The following is a 14,305-nucleotide window of genomic DNA, read 5'->3' on the forward strand; positions in this document are numbered from 1 at the left end:
GGCATCCAAGGGTGGTGCATAGGATGCCGCCCGGATGCCCCGGCCCCACCCTCCACCCGCGGAAGTGGACGAGGAGTCACTGGTCCACCAGTTCTCCGGGCTCGACCGGAAGGCCACCGGCGTCTTCTTCACTCCCGCGCCGCTGGTGGAGCGCACGCTGGCCCTCGCCCTGCCGTACCTGGGTGAAGGGCCGCTCGCGGTGGTGGACCCCGCATGTGGCGCGGGCGCGTTCCTCGCGGCGACGGCGCGACTGCGGCCGGATGCGAGGCTGTGTGGTCTGGAGTTGGACGCGGACGTGGCGCGCATGTGCCACGCGCGAATCCCAAGCGCGGACATCCGTCCCGGGGATGCGCTGCGCGATGGATTGGAGCCCCTGCTCGCCGCCATTCCGCCCAACCACCGCGAGCTGTGGATTGGAAATCCGCCGTACAACGGAACGTCCGCGCTGCTGAAGGACCGTGCGGCCTATGCGCGGCTGCGCGCGCTCCTGCCTCGCGAGCTGCCCGCGGGAACCAGCCTCCGGGATGACTTCGCGTTCTTCCTGCTCGTCGCGGCGAGCCGTCTGGCCACGCGCCCCGGAGTGCTCGCCTTCATCACGCCGAGCAGTCTGCTCGAATCGTTCCTGTACGCGCCGCTGCGCCACGCGCTGCTGGAGACATTGTCGCTGCGCGAGGTGGTGGACCTGGGGCCTGGAGCCTTCGCGGGCACGCAGGTCCGCACGTGCATCACTGTTTGGACGTCGCCTCCCGGCGCGGCGGCCCTGCCCCGCTTTGAGAGGCAAGGCCAGACACAGTCCTTCCATCCCGAGGCACCCGAGTGGCGATTGGTCCCTATCTCGCCGGAGGCCGTGGCGCTCGACACGGAGTGGCGCGCGGAGGGTGAGCTGCTCGATGCGCTCGTCCCGGTGAGCCTGCCCGGCGTGAAGACCCGCTTCGATGAACTGCTCGTGGATGAGGATCCGGAGCGATTGCTCTTACGCGTGCGAGCCTTCGCGGCGTGTCCTCGGGATGCGCTGACGGACTTCGCGAAGGCGCACGGCCTGCCGTTGTCCGTGCTGTCGAAGCTGCATGCGCTGAAGGAAGGGGCACCGCTGGACGTGGACGCGAGCCACCTGCGGCCCTTCTTCCGATACGGCGGGGCGAGGCATCGCGGCACGGTGCCACCCGAGGCGCGGGCGTACTGCTATCTGGATCGGCGGCTCATTCCTCGGGGCGATCACCGGCTGCGCGGCCCGTATGACCCGCACCTGGGCGCGGTGAAGCTGCTGTTCAACGTGCGCGAGTTGCCGCTGTCCGCCGCGTTGCTGGAGGAAGAGGGCTGCGTGCATGATCATCGTCACGCGCGCTTCGCGCCCCTCTTCGTCCCGGAGCGGATCCGCGACCACGGATTGGGAGTCACGCGGGCGGCCCTGACGCGCGAGGAGTTGGGGCCACTGGTCCCGAACCTCTCGGTAAGAGGCCGCGCCTGGGCCGACACCGTGGGAGGTCCCGCCGAAGCCTTCGGGCTCCTGGTGCGCTTCCTCAACAGCGAGCAGGTCCAACAAGTGTGGGCGCCAGCGTTCGGAGCATCGCGGGTAGTCCCCGTGCCGCTCGCACACCTGTCCGGGGTGGATGCAGAGACCTAGCTCTTTGGGTCTCACCGAGAGAGCGCGTTGGGCGATGATTCGAGCGTTTGCCGAACGTGCACTTCGTCCTCCTCTGTTCATGGAAACCCATGACGACTCATCCGAATCCCATTTTGGTGGTGTTGGTATCGGTCCTCCTGAGCGCAACCGGATGCCGGCGCGATGCCGATTCATCGCGGATTTCCGCTCCATCCCTCGCGCAAATCGGAACTCCCTGCACCTCGATTTCAGATTGCGGGAAGGGGCTCACCTGCGCGGGTGGTTCCAACTTCTCGCATGAGGATGCCGGCTCCACCTGTCAGATGGCGTGCACGCCATCGACGAACAGTGGATGTGCCGAAGGATGGAGTTGCGTGATTGTAAGTGATGGGCCCGGCAGTGCCCTTCCCGGGGTATGCCGACACTTTGACAAGGCAGACTTCGAATCCCTGCGCTCGACTCGCCCCGCCGGCGCTGCTTCCGAGTGCGCTATGCCGGTTCACGGTGTTGTTCGCCCGAGTTGAGGCCCTCTGCCGCAGCCGGCGAACCACAAGCGGTCCCTGATTCAGGAGGCCATCAAGTCATGGCCGCGTCGTGGAGGACAGAGAGGTCGCGTGTCGCCATCGTGTCGAAGTGGGTGGGGTTTAGCATCAATGCATCGCCCTGGTGCGAAGAGTGGACCGTGAGCAGATACGCAGGAGTCGTGCTGGTTTGGCTGTTGATCACGACCGGCTACGCCGCCATGTACGTCCACAGCCGAACAGGGATGGATTCCCCCGAGCTGTACGCCAGAACCTGGCAGTTCCAGCTTCTGATGTTCGGGATCTTTCGACTGCCATTGCTCGTACTGGCACTCATCATCACCCTGATAGGCGTGTCACGAATTCTACGCCTCCGGAGGAGTTCGTGACCTTGGGCAACAGCTGGGGTGCAGAGCCAGAATCCAAACTCGTTCATGGACAGCGAATGGGGAATAATTGAATCCAACCGTGCTGGCCGTAGCGCAATCGCACCCACTGACGACACCCGGACACGCCTGCTGCTCGACATTGGCGCCGTTGAAGATCGGGTTCTCGCTATTCGGCCGATGGCCCCGGAATTGGCGTCCGAGCTCGCGACCGTCATGGGGAGCCTGGAGGCTTTCGCGAGATTGATTGCTCAGACAGTGCCGGGACACGGTCGCCCCTGACCCGTTCAGTCTTCGAAGAGATGTCGAAAGTAACGCTCTCGGTGCTCCAAGAAGTCTCGCGTCAGCCTGTAGTGGTCCGTGTCCTCGTACCTCACCGGTTCGAGGCCCGTCTCTGACAAGTGGTAGAGGCTGGCACCAGGGTAGGCAAGAATCAGCGGGGAATGGGTCGCGATGATGAACTGGCATCTCTCACGGACGCGATCGTGGATCAATTTCAGCAAGGCCAGTTGGCGTTGTGGTGAGAGGGCGGCTTCAGGCTCATCGAGAATGTAGAGACCACCCGGCCCGAATCGATTGGTCACGAGCGCGATGAAGGACTCTCCATGCGATTTCTCGTGGAGAGTTCGCCCTCCATAGCTGTTAATGACGGGCGGTCCGAGAGCAAATCCTGTGTCCAGCTTCTCGATCTCGGTGGCCACGTTGAAGAAGCTCTCGGCACGGAGGAAATACCCTGTCCTTGGACGGCGAACGCCACGGGCAAGGCTTAGGTACCGATGCAGGTCTGACTCGGACCTGCGCGTGGCAAAGTTGAAGTTGTTGCTGCCACCCTCAGCATTGAAGCCGGCCACAACGGCGATGGCCTCGATGAGCGTGGACTTGCCGCTGCCGTTCTCCCCCACGAAAAAGGTGACCTGGGGATGGAAGTCGAGTCGCTCCAGATTGCGCACGGCTGGGATGGCGAACGGGTACACCCTGAAGTCGGGCACCTCGTCGCGGCGCAGCTCCATATATCGAAGGAACACGTCCATGCCGGGATCTCCGGGGTGCCCCTTCCCTCTTCGCTCGCGTTCGGATCTGGCCATCTGCCACACAGTACCTGGACGCCCGGGTACGACGAGGGCCGTGTGCACCATCCCCTCCGCCGAGGACCCAGCCCACCGATTTCACAACAGGGTTGTGGCCTTCAGGGCCGGCCGGCACGGACGCGGATGAGTCCGCGCTCGAACTCCGCGAGGGCGGCGATGGGCTGAACCAGGAGCCTGCCGGTGGGTGGGGAGGTGTCGTGGAGCGGTGGATCCCGTGCCGCTCGGCCTACTTTCCAGAGCGGCGGCAGAGGGCCGGCGCTAGTGTCCTGCCTCGTCACCGAACCCTGGAGGTCTCGCGTCATGAAGATCCGCTCTCTGCTGCTCGCCGCCTTGCTCACTGCCGCTACGCCCGCGCTGGCACAAGGCGCGAAGCCCGCGGCTCCTGCTCCCGCGAAGGCTCCGGAGAAGAAGGACACGCCCGCTCCCACGAAGGGTGAGTCGGCGAAGGCGAGCCTCAAGGACGCTCAGGGCAAGGACGTGGGCGAGGTCACCCTGGAGCAGACCCCGCACGGCGTGCTGGTGAAGGGCTCGCTGAAGAACCTTCCCGAGGGCGAGCACGCCATCCACATCCACGAGGTCGGCAAGTGCGACGCGCCGGACTTCAAGACGGCGGGCGGCCACTTCAACCCCGAGAAGAAGGCCCACGGCATCCTCTCCCCCAATGGCAAGCACGAGGGTGACCTGCCCAACCTTCACGTGGGCGCCGACGGCAAGGTGTCCTTCGACTTCTTCGCCAACCAGGGCCTCACGGTCGCGTCGCTCTTTGACGCGGACGGCTCGGCCTTCGTGGTGCACGCCAAGCAGGACGACTACCACACGGATCCCGCGGGCGACGCGGGCGGCCGCATCGCGTGCGGCGTGGTGGTGAAGTAAGGACGCGGTGTCGAACCTCGCCGCGCCGGAGCAAGTGCCCGGAAGGGAACGGAACCACGGTGCGGTGAGGGACTCGGCCCGCAGGAGGCGCCTACCCTGAGGCGCGAACGTCTTCGCGTTGGGAGGCACCATGCGGGTCGTCGTCGTGGGCGCCACAGGCACCATCGGTCGAGCGGTGGTCCAGGCATTGTCCAGCCGCCACGAGGTCGTCGAAGTCGCCCGCAAAGGCGGGAAGCATCAGACGGACATCGCCTCGAAGGACGCGCTGGAGCGACTCTTCAAGGCGGTGGGGCCGTTCGATGCGCTCGTCTCAGCGACAGGTGCCGCGGCGTTCAAGCCCCTGGTCGCGCTGAGCGACGACGACTTTCAATTCAGCCTGAGCAACAAGCTCATGGGACAGGTGAACCTCGCACGGGTGGGGCTCGCGCACGTGCGTGACGGTGGCTCCATCACGCTGACGAGCGGCGTGCTCGGACAACAGCCGATGCAGGGTTCAGTGGCGGTGAGCCTGGTGAACGCGGGACTGGAGGGGTTCACGCGCGCAGCGGCGTTGGAGATGCCGAGAAACATCCGCATCAACGTCGTGAGCCCTCCCTGGGTGGATGAGACGCTCAAAGCCTTCAACATGAAAGGCATTCCAGGAATGCCGGCTGCGGAGGTCGCCCGCGCCTATCTCGCCAGCATTGAAGGCAAGAGCACGGGTCAGGTCATCGACGCCCGCGCGTTCGCGACTCCCTGAGTTTGCGCAGGGCCCGGCCCGCCAATGCGGGTGTGCCATTCGAGCCCCGCGGGCAGCTCGCACGCCGCGAACTCCAGGTGCAAGACGCGACGGTGCCGGGGCACCCGCGCCGGTGACGAGGCATGCAGGAGCAACGGCCGCATCACCAGGAGTCCTCGCGCGGACGCGAGGCAATCCTCGGCGGGCTGTTGCTCCAGCCGGGCTTGAGTCTGCACGGGCGATAGCCGCCCGTCGCGGTGCGAGCCCGGCAGCACGCGCACCGGCCCGTTGTCGCTCCCGCAGTCGTCCAGGTGCAGGCGCACGGCGACCATGGATTCCAACACTTCGGATGGAGGCTGCACACACTCCACACCGGCCTTGTGCGACCAAGGGCCAAACCCTGGCACCTCTCTGCGCTCACGCACCGCGATGGTCAGGTCCTGATGCCAGATGACCTTCCAGTTCGACTCGGGAGTCTTGTCGAACATCAAGCCCCGCACCGCGAAGCAGTCACGTCCGAGGACGCGCTCCGCGACATCGCGCACGGGCCCCTGAAGCGCCAGCGCCTGGACCTCGGGCACGTCCTCCAAGAGGTTGCGCACACCGCCGCGTCGAGATGCATTCGAGGACGACTCAACTGACGGGAGCGCGCGGAGCAGGGACTCGACAGTTTCAGCGGAGACGGCTTCGGGGATGAGCGCGAAGCCCTCGTGCTCCAGTCGAGTCCGCCACGGCGAGGACAGCGGACCCAACACGAACTCAGACATAGCCAAAGCGGCGACGCGCGAACCACTCCGCGCCCAGCAGCGCGAGCAACGCCATGAGGTAGTACCAGCGGTCCCACAGGGGCTGGTCCTGCGCCCGGCCCACTTCCACCACAGGCGGGTCCAACAACGGCACGTCCGGCAAACCATCCGCAGGCAGATGGTACGCCTTGCCTCCCGTCACGCTGGCGATCTGCTCCATCAACGCGGGCCGCACCGACGCGTCCGACAGCTCGGGCCCCACGGTGCGCACCGCCACCGCGTCCTCGCCCTTGCCCAAATCCGTCTCGCCCTTCTTCGCCGAGGCCAACAGCTTGTACGGGCCGGGCGCGGGCGGCGCGAACTCCAACCGCACCACGCCATCTGGCCCCGCCGTCCCCGTCTGCACCGCCACCGGCTTTTGCGTCGCCACCGACAGCAGCTCCACGCGAACCTGCGCGTCCTGCGCCGGCTGGTAGTCCGCCATCCGAGCCTGCACCACCACCCCCACCGGCCGCCCCGGCTCCACCGACGGAGGCTCCGCCGCGACCTTCAGCGTCGTCAGGTCCGGGTCCCTCACCAACCACCGCAGCGCATTGCCCCAGAAGCGGTCATACGCGCGGTTGGGCGAGCCATCCCGGTGCGCCGTGAACGCCCACGACCACGTCGCGTCCGTGGCCACCACCATCGAGCGCCCCCGCCCGTAATCCCAGACCGCCACCACCGGCGCGTTCTTGCCATCCGCCGTGAGGAACGGATGGTCCATCAGCACCGTGGCGCCCGGCCGCGCGCGCGTCAGGTTCGCGCCAGGAATCGCGGGCAGCTCGGCCCATGCGCCCTCCGTGCTCGCGGCCCCCATCCCAATGGACGTCACCGGATGCCGCAACCCCTCGGGCGTCAGCCGAGGCTTGAAGGACTCCACGTTCGCCGGCCCCGCCGCTTCCACCGGCAGCGCCTCCATCAGCGTGGGCATGCTCGCGCGCCCCTCGCCCAGCACGCTGTCGCCGCCAATCATCACGAACGCGCCACCGTTGTGGATGTAGCGCTCCAGGTTGCGCTCGTACTCCGAGATGGACAGCGACGGATCCGCGTAGCCGAAGTTCTGGAAGATGACGACGTCGAACGTGTCCAGCTTCGTGTCGAAAATCTCCTCCATCGGGAACGGGATGAGCGACAGCTCGCGGTCGTTCGTCACGCCCGGATCATCCGAGAGCGTCCGCAAGATGTAGAAGGACACCATGTCCACGTTGGCGTCCTGCCGGAGCAGCCCGCGCAGGAAGCGCTCGTCCCACGACGGACGCCCCACCACGAGCAGCACGCGCACGCGGTCCCGAATCACCTTGAGCGTGAACGAGCGGCTGTTGTTGTCGCTCACCGCCTCGTCCGGGAAGGTGGGCACCGTCACCGTGTAGACGAAGCGCCCCGTCTGGTCCGGCGTGAAGGTGAACGTGACGGGCTTCACGTCGTCGCCGGAGTCCATGCGCACCGACTTCGTCGCGACCGTCTTGCCCTCCTGGCTGAGCACCACGGGGATGTCTCGCCCAGAGAAGCCGCGCCCGTGGATGTCCACCTCCACCGTGAGCGAATTGCGCACGAAGGCGAAGTCATCGACCTTCAGCCCCTCTACCGCCAGGTCCTTCAACGCCTCACGGCCCACCAGGAACGTGGACACCGGCACGCCCAGGTCCGCCAGCGCCGCCCGAGCCCGCCCCGCCGCGCCCGCCTTCAGCTCCGCGTTGTCCGCGCCATCGCTGAACAGCAGCACGCCCGACAGCTTGCGCGAGCCCTGCCCCGCCGCGCCCACCGCGCGCAACGCCGACAAGAGGTCCGTGCTCCCCGCGCGCGCGGGCTCGCTCGCCAGCGAGGCGGGGGTCACCGGCGTCAGCTCCGGATCAAACCCGTACAGCTCCACCGTGAACCGGTCCTGCAGCGCCGCGAGCCGAGGCGCCGCCTTCTCCAGGAACGCCGCCACCTGCGCGCTGCGGGTGGGCCCGCCCGGCTCGGTGGGGAAGTTCATGGACGCGGAGCGATCCACCAGCACCGCCACGCGGTTCTTCATCCGCGCCACCTGCAGGTGACGGATGCCGGGCTCCAGCAGGAAGAACAGCGCCGCCACGCCCGCGCCCATGCGCAGCATCCACAAGAGCACGCGGCGCGCACGCGAGGGTTCGCGGCGCACGCCCCAGGCCGCCAGTCCCACGCCGAGCGCCACGCAGACACCGAGCGCCACCAGCGCCCAGGCCGGCAAGGGCGACAGGCTGACGAGCTTCCACGCGTTGAAGGAAGGGGTGTTCATCCGGTCGCGCTCAACGCCGCTTGTTGAGGATGAGGGGCAGGTGCACGGCGTCGTCCTTGTAGTCCAGGCAGAGCGCGTACATGCAGGCATTGATGCCCATGCGCAGCGCCAGCTCGCGCTGCGGCTCGCCGCCCGGGGACACATCGAACTCGTAGTCGCCGGACTCGCTGCGGCTCCACGCGCCCGCCAGGTCGTTCTGCGAGTACAGCACCGCGGCGCGCTTGCCCAGCGTGGCCGCCAGCGGCAGCGGCTTGTTCAACAGCCGGCCGGGCGCCGCGTCCAACAGGAAGAACGACTTGAACACCACGTGGCTGGAGGGCACCTCGGCGAGCGGGCTCTGCGGCAGCACGCGCGCCATCTCGCGGCGGAAGCTGGCGTCGAAGCCGTCCCCGTCGCTGCCGTCGTTGGCGTCCGCCAACATGAATCCACCGTACGTGAGATAGCGCCGGAGGTTGGCCACCTCCGCGTCGGTGAGCGCCGGGAAGGCGCCGTCCCCTCCGAAGTACAGGAAGGGATACTCGAAGAGGTCAGGGCTGCCCACGGGGATGGCGCGAGCGTCCGGAACCACCTCCACGGAGGTGCGCCGCTGCAGCTCCCAGGCGATGCGTCGCAGGCCCGACAGTCGCGCGTCCCAGCGCCCCCCGTGGCGCGCCACCGCGGGGATGAAGCGCCCGCGCTCACCGAAGGCGGACGCCCCCCGGGAAAGCAGCGGGACGAGCGCGGCAGTACCGAGCAGGAGGTTTCGACGGGTCAGACGCCGCACGGGCATAGCGGGCTCTATATACCGTCCGCGGGTCCCCACATTCCCTGGTATAGAGAACCGCCATGGCGAAAGGCGGACAGACGCCCCCGGGGCCCGGCTCCGAAGAGATGCGCGCGGCCTGGGCACGCAAGGACGCGGGCGACGTGGTCGGCGCCCGACGCGAGGCCGAGCGGATCCTCGCCTCCCGGCCCTCCCCCGTGGACGAAGACGAGGCCCGCGCCCTCTTGCGCGCCACGTCCACCCCGCCGTCGCTCTACCGATTCGCCGCGCTCGCCGCGGTCATCTTCGTCGTCCTGTTGCTGCTGGCGCTCACGCGCTACGCGTAGGGTTGGTGACGCCCATGGAAGGCTTTCTCACGGCCCTCAAGGCCTATCAGACGTTCAACCCCGCCGGCTGGGTGGCCATCTATCGACTGCTGCCCATGTGGGCCGGCATCGTCGCATGTGTCGTCGGACTCGTGCTGCTGGTGGCGGGTGGCGGCCGGGCCTTCCGCGTCCTCGCCGGCCCCGTGGGCGCAATCCTCGGGCTGGTGTGGACGGGCGCCGTCACGCAGAAGCTCGGCATGGGCGAGCTGTCCCCGCAGCTGCCCACCCTCGTGGCCGCTGGCCTGATGGTCCTGGGCTTCCTCTTCCCCCCGGCCATCACCTTCGTGGGCGTGGGCATCCCCCTGGGCCTGGTGGCCGGGCAGATCGCCGGGCCCGGGGACTTCCTGCTCGGCTTCGCGCCCGGCGTCATCATTGGCGGCGTGGTGGGCGCGCTGCTGCACCGCGTGGTGAGCACGCTGGTGGCATCCGCGGTGGGCGGTTGGGTGCTCGTCATCGGCGCGCTGGCCGCGCTGCATCAGTTCAGCGGGCTCGTTGGTGCGGTGGCCAACCAACCGTGGGGCGTCATCATCGCCGCGCTGCTCTTCGCCATCGCCGGCAGCGTCTACCAGCTCGCCGTGCGCCCCTCTCCCGAGGAGGCCGAAAAGCTCCGCGCCGAGAAGGAGCGAACGAAGCTCCGGCAGGCGGAGCAGCGGGCGCTCGAAAAGCGTTGGGGGGCCAAGTAACCCACCGGAGCCGTGCTTTACCTCGGAGGTCGCGGCGCGTACATTCCGCCGCCTTCCCCCCGGAAACCCTCGAGACGCAATGGCCCAGGCCAGCCGCAAGGAGAAGCAGGTCGAATCCCCCGTGGAGTCGGCATCCCGCCCGCAAACGGACGCCGCCCCCTGGCAGAAGCCCCAGGGGCTGACGCGCCGCGGGTGGGGCATCCTGGTCGGCATCGTGCTCGCCATTCAGTTCCCGCTCATCCACTACGCGCTCCTGCGTGGGGAGGCGGACGTCACCACGAAGGTGCCGTACGAGCAGACCTTCTCCGACCCTGGCGTGGTGGCCCGGGACTTCTTCTCCACCGGCGCCTACTGGCGCGTGACGGGGGGCGAGCTGCTCGGCCCCTCGCCCAAGAACAACCCGCTGTGGCTCCAGGCGCGGCTGCCGGACGATGTCGCCATCGAGTTCGACGTCCGCTCCGAGTACCCCGAAGGCGACATCCGCGTGGAGGTCTTCGGCAACGGGCGAGACCCCTCCAGCGGCTACACGCTGGTGCAGGGCGGGTGGAACAACTCGCTGTCGGTCCTCGCGCGCAACGACATCAACGCGCCCTCCATGGAGGTTCTCAAGCGCCGCGCGGCCCGCATCGCGGAGGGCAACGGCGGCCAGGGCACGGACCTGGTGGCCACGGGCGCGTTCAAGCGCGACACCGCGGTGCGCGTGGAGGCGCGGGGCAACTCGGTGCAGGCCGGCCGCGTCTACCACTGGCGCATCGAGCGGCGCGGCACCGTGCTGCGGTGGTTCATCGACGGCGCGCTGCTGTTGGAGCTGGATGATCCGTTCCCGCTCAAGGGCTCGGGACATGACCGGCTGGGCCTGTCCGGCTGGGAGTCGCAGCTCTTCTTCGACAACCTGCGCGTGGGCACGCCGGACAGCATGCCGGCCACCTTCGTCGCGCGGCCTCCCGCGCCGCCTCCGCCCCCCGCCGGTCCGTTCGCGGACGACTTCAACCGCGCCGAGTTGGGCGGAGCGTGGAACGTCACCGGGCCGGACGCGGTGAAGCTGGAGGATGGCGCCCTGGTCGTGGAGCACACCGCCAACCGGCCCGTGTGGCTCAAGCAGCCCCTGCCCGCCAACGCCACCGTGGAGTTCGACGCCTGGTCGGACAGCCCGGAGGGCGACATCAAGGTCGAGGCCTGGGGAGACGGCCAGTCGTTCTACGCGGGCGACCTTCGCCTGCAGTACACCGCCACCGGCTACGTGTTCATCTTCGGGGGATGGCGCAACACCCAGTCCGTCATCGCCCGGCAGCATGAGCACACGGCGGACCGCGCCGCGCGCGCGGGAGCGGTCGTCCAACCTGGACGGCACTATCACTTCAAGATTACCCGCCGCGGCGGCTCCCTTTCGTGGGAGATCGACGGGCAGCCTTTCCTGTCCCTCCAGGACGCGTCACCGCTGGAGGGCCCTGGCAACCAGTACTTCGGATTCTCGGGCTGGCAGACCCGCGTTCACTTCGACAATCTGAAGATCCAGCCGCTGTAACCCCCCGAGCGGCGAAGGAACACACCTGTGCGCAGAGTCGGAATCTTCGGCTGGGGCGTGGTCGCCCCCCGTTCCCCCAACATCCAGGCCTTCGAGCGCAACCTCGCGTCGTCCGAGAGCTGGCTGACCCCCTTCAATGGCTTCGGGCCGGACAACTTCCTGGTCGGCACGCCCGAGTTCAACCTGGCGGATTACAAGCCGTGGATCGACGCCCGCTTCCAGGCCAGCCGCTTCTCGCAGCTCGAGCGGAAGATGGGGCAGCCGACGCAGTTCGCCATCGGCGCGTTCATCCAGTCGCTCGCGCAGAACCCGGGGCTGGAGCAGGAGCTCCAGGCGCTGGGGCCCCGCGCCCACGTCTACGTGGGCACGGGCCTGGGCGACCTGCCCACCATCCAGAACATCTCGCTGGACCTGTACCGCGCGCAGCGCCGCTGGGACCGCTTCTGGGCCAACCCCGAGCGCAACGTGAAGGCGCGCCAGTGGCTGGAGACGCGCGAGCCCCTGGACGGCCTGCCCCCCGAGCCGTCCACCGTGGAAGACGAGGAGCGCGACAAGGCCGAGGACGCGTGGTGGCACTTCTGGGCGGGCCGCTCCGCGGAGCTGCGCGAGTACCTGGAGGAGCTGCGCGAGATTGAGGCCATCGGCGTGCCCGACGAGGGCGACGTCGAGTCCGCCAAGCTGGCCGTCATCAAGGAGAAGCGCACCCGCAACGCGCGGCTCCAGAAGAAGTGGAACGCGCCCGAGCCGCCCTGGAACGCGGTGTCCTCCAACGTGCTGTGGAACATCCACAACACGCCCGCGTCGCAGATCTCCATGCTGGGCAAGATTACCGGCATGACGTTCGCGCCCGTGGCGGCGTGCTCGTCCTTTGGTTACGGCCTCAAGCTGGCGATGAACGCCATCCAGCTGGGCCAGGCGAAGGCCGTGGTGATGGGCATGACGGACGCGGCGCCCAACCCGCTGGTGGTGGGCGGCTTCTACAACGCGCGCGTCATCTCCGCGGACGCGGCCCTCTCCAAGCCCCTCACCGCGCTGCGCGGCACGCACATCGCGGGCGGCGCGGTGGTCTGGGTGCTGGGCGACTACGACCACTTCACCCAGAAGGGCTTCCAGGCGCTGGGCATGGAGCCCGTGGCCGTGGGCGTCACCGCGGACGCGGACCACATCATCACCCCGTCCAAGGAAGGCCCCACCGTGGCCATCCGCGAGGCGCTGAGCCAGGCCCAGTGCACGCCGGAGCACGTGGGGAGCTGGGACCTGCACGCCACCGCCACCCCGGGAGACTTCCTCGAGGTGCAGAACCTGCGCGACGTGCTGCCCGAGTCGGTGCTGATCACCGCGCGCAAGGGCACCTTCGGTCACGGCATGTCTGCGGGCGGCGGCTGGGAGCTGACGGCCCAGTACCTGGGCTACGCCGCGGGCAAGGTGTTCGCCACGCCGCTGGCCGGCTCGGAGCTGAACAAGCAGATCGCCAAGGTGCACGGCCGCTTCGTGTTCAACCACGACGAGCCCGCCCCCGCGGGCTGCGCCGGCAAGCTCTCCATGGGCGTGGGCGGTATCAACGCCTGCGTGATTTCACGCCCCTGGAAGAAGTAGCTCGGACTCGGTGGCTCAGCCCTTGGGCATGGCCACCAGGTCGAAGTCCGGGATGCGCTCGCGCATGAACTCGCGCATCCGGTTGATGAGCGCGGCTTCAATCTGACGCGCGCGCTCCCGGCTCACCCCGTACTTGTCGCCGATGTCCTGCAGGGTGAGCGGCTCGTCGGCGATGAGCCGGTTCTCGAAGATGAACCGCTCCTTGCCCTCGAGCGTCTGGGCGAACTCCTGGAGGTTCTCGCGGAAGAGGGCCTTGAGCTGCTCGGCGCCCAGCCGCTCGTCGGCGGGCATGGCGCCGGACGGCAGGAAGCGGTCCGCTCGCGTGCCGCGCGAGTCGTCATCCGGGCCCAGCGGCGCGTCGATGGACATCTCGTCGTGGCCCAGCCGCTGGTCCATCTCCACCACGTCCTGCTCGGAGACGTTGAGCCGCTCGGCCAACAGGCGCGGGCTGGCCTCGAAGCCCTGGGCGACGAGCTTCTCCTGCTCCTGGCGCAGCTTGAAGAAGAGCTTTCGCTGGGCCTCGGTGGTGCCCAGCTTCACCATCTTCCAGTTGTCCATGATGTAGCGAAGGATGTACGCGCGGATCCACCAGGCGGCGTAGCTGCTGAGCTTCACGCCGCGCTCCGGGTCGTACTTCTTCACCGCCTGCATCAACCCGATGTTGCCCTCCTGGACCAGATCCAACAGGGACAAGGGATTGCGGTGGTACTCGTGGGCCAGCTTCACCACCAGGCGCAGATTGGACGCCACCAGACGGTACGCCGCCTGCACATCCCCCGTATCCCGGTACTTCCGGGCCGTCTCCAGCTCCTCCTCGCGCGACAGCAGCGGGTGGCGCGTCACCTCGGCCATGTAGGCCTGGAGCGGGTCCCGGCTGACCAGCCCGGCCTCACCCGTGCGGACGAGCGACGCGCGGGGGGCACGGGGGGGGCTCACGGGCTCGACTTCCGCCTCGACCTCGGCCTCCAATTCGGAGGGGTCCGGCTCCAGCGAGTCCGGATCGAGCGTAGACTCCTCCGCCCCCGTCTCGGGCGAATCCCCCGCGTCAGACGCGGCCGGCGCGGGCCGCTTCGCGCGGCTCGGCGCGGCCGTGCCTTTGGTTCTCTTCCGCCCATTCGCCATGGCCGCCCCATAGAGCAAAGTGC

Annotated in this window: 13 protein-coding genes; 8 read left to right on the forward strand and 5 right to left on the reverse strand. The window is 68.3% G+C overall.

The window, feature by feature from the left end; translation table 11 throughout:
* Window positions 1-34 precede the first annotated feature (34 nt).
* A complete protein-coding gene (locus KRR26_RS10710) occupies window positions 35-1,624 on the forward strand; it encodes an N-6 DNA methylase (protein WP_120202953.1) in 1,590 nt (529 codons plus the stop codon).
* A 562-nt stretch (window positions 1,625-2,186) separates the two neighbouring features.
* Window positions 2,187-2,513, forward strand: a complete 327-nt coding sequence (locus KRR26_RS10715) for a hypothetical protein (RefSeq protein ID WP_120202954.1) — start codon at window positions 2,187-2,189, stop codon at window positions 2,511-2,513.
* Between the two features lie 284 nt (window positions 2,514-2,797).
* Here KRR26_RS10715 and KRR26_RS10720 read toward each other — a convergent pair whose 3' ends face one another.
* Window positions 2,798-3,541, reverse strand: coding sequence for an AAA family ATPase (locus tag KRR26_RS10720; RefSeq protein WP_120202955.1), 744 nt, complete (start codon window positions 3,539-3,541; stop codon window positions 2,798-2,800).
* Between the two features lie 357 nt (window positions 3,542-3,898).
* Between KRR26_RS10720 and KRR26_RS10725 the strand changes: the two genes are divergently transcribed.
* Together KRR26_RS10725 and KRR26_RS10730 are read left to right on the forward strand one after the other, a co-directional pair.
* Complete coding sequence (locus tag KRR26_RS10725; RefSeq protein WP_120202956.1) at window positions 3,899-4,471, forward strand: superoxide dismutase family protein; 573 nt, start codon at window positions 3,899-3,901, stop codon at window positions 4,469-4,471.
* 130 nt (window positions 4,472-4,601) lie between these two features.
* The gene (locus KRR26_RS10730) at window positions 4,602-5,210 is read left to right on the forward strand and encodes a short chain dehydrogenase (protein ID WP_217079767.1); all 609 of its coding nucleotides are present in this window, start codon (window positions 4,602-4,604) and stop codon (window positions 5,208-5,210) included.
* On the opposite strand, the gene KRR26_RS10735 is transcribed toward KRR26_RS10730, so the two are convergent.
* The 3 genes from KRR26_RS10735 to KRR26_RS10745 are packed head-to-tail and all read right to left on the reverse strand — an operon-like array spanning window position 5,174 to window position 8,997.
* Window positions 5,174-5,956, reverse strand: a complete 783-nt coding sequence (locus tag KRR26_RS10735) for a phytanoyl-CoA dioxygenase family protein (RefSeq protein ID WP_217079768.1) — start codon at window positions 5,954-5,956, stop codon at window positions 5,174-5,176. The two genes, KRR26_RS10730 and KRR26_RS10735, sit on opposite strands and share 37 nt — an antisense overlap.
* Window positions 5,949-8,228, reverse strand: coding sequence for a glutamine amidotransferase (locus KRR26_RS10740; protein ID WP_217079769.1), 2,280 nt, complete (start codon window positions 8,226-8,228; stop codon window positions 5,949-5,951). The genes KRR26_RS10735 and KRR26_RS10740 overlap by 8 nt, the downstream gene beginning before the upstream one ends.
* A gap of 10 nt (window positions 8,229-8,238) precedes the next feature.
* Window positions 8,239-8,997: a DUF4159 domain-containing protein gene (locus tag KRR26_RS10745; RefSeq protein WP_120202958.1), complete on the reverse strand. Its 759-nt coding sequence runs from the start codon at window positions 8,995-8,997 to the stop codon at window positions 8,239-8,241.
* A gap of 56 nt (window positions 8,998-9,053) precedes the next feature.
* Here KRR26_RS10745 and KRR26_RS10750 point away from each other — a divergent pair, with 56 nt between their 5' ends.
* The 4 genes from KRR26_RS10750 (at window position 9,054) to KRR26_RS10765 (ending at window position 13,160) form a co-directional block, all read left to right on the forward strand.
* Entirely contained in the window at window positions 9,054-9,317 is a 264-nt protein-coding gene (locus KRR26_RS10750; protein ID WP_120202959.1) for a molecular chaperone DnaJ, read from the forward strand.
* Window positions 9,318-9,331: 14 nt separating this feature from the next.
* Window positions 9,332-10,039, forward strand: a complete 708-nt coding sequence (locus KRR26_RS10755) for a hypothetical protein (RefSeq protein ID WP_120202960.1) — start codon at window positions 9,332-9,334, stop codon at window positions 10,037-10,039.
* 79 nt (window positions 10,040-10,118) lie between these two features.
* Complete coding sequence (locus KRR26_RS10760) at window positions 10,119-11,564, forward strand: DUF6250 domain-containing protein (RefSeq protein ID WP_120202961.1); 1,446 nt, start codon at window positions 10,119-10,121, stop codon at window positions 11,562-11,564.
* Between the two features lie 27 nt (window positions 11,565-11,591).
* Complete coding sequence (locus KRR26_RS10765; protein WP_120202962.1) at window positions 11,592-13,160, forward strand: beta-ketoacyl synthase N-terminal-like domain-containing protein; 1,569 nt, start codon at window positions 11,592-11,594, stop codon at window positions 13,158-13,160.
* A 15-nt stretch (window positions 13,161-13,175) separates the two neighbouring features.
* Here KRR26_RS10765 and KRR26_RS10770 read toward each other — a convergent pair whose 3' ends face one another.
* A complete protein-coding gene (locus tag KRR26_RS10770) occupies window positions 13,176-14,282 on the reverse strand; it encodes a sigma-70 family RNA polymerase sigma factor (protein WP_120202963.1) in 1,107 nt (368 codons plus the stop codon).
* Window positions 14,283-14,305: the final 23 nt, after the last annotated feature.

Source organism: Citreicoccus inhibens (assembly GCF_019039035.1).
Taxonomy (GTDB): Bacteria; Myxococcota; Myxococcia; order Myxococcales; family Myxococcaceae; genus Citreicoccus; species Citreicoccus inhibens.

What these genes read in the sequence shown, in the direction of transcription:
- KRR26_RS10710 (WP_120202953.1), top strand. Translation starts at nt 35, where the DNA reads ATGCCCCGGCCCCACCCTCCACCCGCGGAAGTGGACGAGGAGTCACTG.
- KRR26_RS10715 (WP_120202954.1), top strand. Translation starts at nt 2,187, where the DNA reads ATGGCCGCGTCGTGGAGGACAGAGAGGTCGCGTGTCGCCATCGTGTCG.
- KRR26_RS10720 (WP_120202955.1), bottom strand. Translation starts at nt 3,541, where the DNA reads ATGGACGTGTTCCTTCGATATATGGAGCTGCGCCGCGACGAGGTGCCC.
- KRR26_RS10725 (WP_120202956.1), top strand. Translation starts at nt 3,899, where the DNA reads ATGAAGATCCGCTCTCTGCTGCTCGCCGCCTTGCTCACTGCCGCTACG.
- KRR26_RS10730 (WP_217079767.1), top strand. Translation starts at nt 4,602, where the DNA reads ATGCGGGTCGTCGTCGTGGGCGCCACAGGCACCATCGGTCGAGCGGTG.
- KRR26_RS10735 (WP_217079768.1), bottom strand. Translation starts at nt 5,956, where the DNA reads ATGTCTGAGTTCGTGTTGGGTCCGCTGTCCTCGCCGTGGCGGACTCGA.
- KRR26_RS10740 (WP_217079769.1), bottom strand. Translation starts at nt 8,228, where the DNA reads ATGAACACCCCTTCCTTCAACGCGTGGAAGCTCGTCAGCCTGTCGCCC.
- KRR26_RS10745 (WP_120202958.1), bottom strand. Translation starts at nt 8,997, where the DNA reads ATGCCCGTGCGGCGTCTGACCCGTCGAAACCTCCTGCTCGGTACTGCC.
- KRR26_RS10750 (WP_120202959.1), top strand. Translation starts at nt 9,054, where the DNA reads ATGGCGAAAGGCGGACAGACGCCCCCGGGGCCCGGCTCCGAAGAGATG.
- KRR26_RS10755 (WP_120202960.1), top strand. Translation starts at nt 9,332, where the DNA reads ATGGAAGGCTTTCTCACGGCCCTCAAGGCCTATCAGACGTTCAACCCC.
- KRR26_RS10760 (WP_120202961.1), top strand. Translation starts at nt 10,119, where the DNA reads ATGGCCCAGGCCAGCCGCAAGGAGAAGCAGGTCGAATCCCCCGTGGAG.
- KRR26_RS10770 (WP_120202963.1), bottom strand. Translation starts at nt 14,282, where the DNA reads ATGGCGAATGGGCGGAAGAGAACCAAAGGCACGGCCGCGCCGAGCCGC.